The organism is Rosenbergiella gaditana, assembly GCF_018494065.1.
Classification (GTDB): Bacteria; Pseudomonadota; Gammaproteobacteria; order Enterobacterales; family Enterobacteriaceae; genus Rosenbergiella; species Rosenbergiella gaditana.
Genome location: NZ_JABBFR010000050.1, coordinates 1 through 1,641, shown reverse-complemented (window position 1 = coordinate 1,641; position 1,641 = coordinate 1). Strand labels below are relative to the sequence as shown.

Below are 1,641 nucleotides of genomic sequence, written 5' to 3'. Positions count from 1 at the left end.
ATCAGCCTACTCGCTTAAACCGGGACAACCGTCGCCCGGATAACCTAGCCTTCTCCGTCCCCCCTTCGCAGTAACACCAAGTACAGGAATATTAACCTGTTTCCCATCGACTACGCTTTTCAGCCTCGCCTTAGGGGTCGACTTACCCTGCCCCGATTAACGTTGGACAGGAAACCTTGATCTTCCGGCGAGCGGGTTTTTCACCCGCTTTATCGTTACTCATGTCAGCATTCGCACTTCTGATACCTCCAGCAGACCTCACAGTCCACCTTCGACGGCTTACAGAACGCTCCCCTACCCAACAATACACAGTATTGCTGCCGCAGCTTCGGTGCATAGTTTAGCCCCGTTACATCTTCCGCGCAGGCCGACTCGACCAGTGAGCTATTACGCTTTCTTTAAATGATGGCTGCTTCTAAGCCAACATCCTGGCTGTCTGAGCCTTCCCACATCGTTTCCCACTTAACTATGACTTTGGGACCTTAGCTGGCGGTCTGGGTTGTTTCCCTCTTCACGACGGACGTTAGCACCCGCCGTGTGTCTCCCGTGATAACATTCTTCGGTATTCGTAGTTTGCATCGGGTTGGTAAGCCGGGATGGCCCCCTAGCCGAAACAGTGCTCTACCCCCGAAGATGAGTTCACGAGGCGCTACCTAAATAGCTTTCGGGGAGAACCAGCTATCTCCCGGTTTGATTGGCCTTTCACCCCCAGCCACAAGTCATCCGCTAATTTTTCAACATTAGTCGGTTCGGTCCTCCAGTTAGTGTTACCCAACCTTCAACCTGCCCATGGCTAGATCACCGGGTTTCGGGTCTATACCTTGCAACTTAACGCCCAGTTAAGACTCGGTTTCCCTGCGGCTCCCCTATTCGGTTAACCTTGCTACAAAATATAAGTCGCTGACCCATTATACAAAAGGTACGCAGTCACACGCTCAAGGCGTGCTCCCACTGCTTGTACGTACACGGTTTCAGGTTCTATTTCACTCCCCTCGCCGGGGTTCTTTTCGCCTTTCCCTCACGGTACTGGTTCACTATCGGTCAGTCAGGAGTATTTAGCCTTGGAGGATGGTCCCCCCATATTCAGACAGGATACCACGTGTCCCGCCCTACTCTTCGAGCTCACAATCAGTGCATTTTCATGTACGGGGCTATCACCCTGTATCGCCGGACTTTCCAGACCGTTCCATTAACACACTGACTGATGCAGACTCTGGGCTCCTCCCCGTTCGCTCGCCGCTACTAGGGGAATCTCGGTTGATTTCTTTTCCTCGAGGTACTTAGATGTTTCAGTTCCCTCGGTTCGCCTCGCAACACTATGTATTCATGTTGCGATAGTGTGTCAAAACACACTGGGTTTCCCCATTCGGATATCGTCGGCTATAACGGTTCATATCACCTTACCGACGCTTTTCGCAGATTAGCACGTCCTTCATCGCCTCTGACTGCCAGGGCATCCACCGTGTACGCTTATTCGCTTAACCTCACAACCCACAGACGTCTTAGACGTTGTAGACTGTAAAAGTCTTTGAGAGACTCCGAATAATTTTCATTATTCAGTGTTTTCAATTTATCAGCTTGTTTCCAGATTTTTAAAGAGCAATATCTTAAAGGCGACTCGTAAGTCAACTTTAAGATAAT

At 50.4% G+C, this 1,641-nt stretch carries 1 rRNA gene; it reads right to left on the bottom strand.

Features of this window, described 5'->3' with window-relative positions:
* Positions 1-1,484, bottom strand: a 23S ribosomal RNA gene (locus HH682_RS15350); the annotation flags it as partial.
* Between the last annotated feature and the right edge of the window lie 157 nt (positions 1,485-1,641).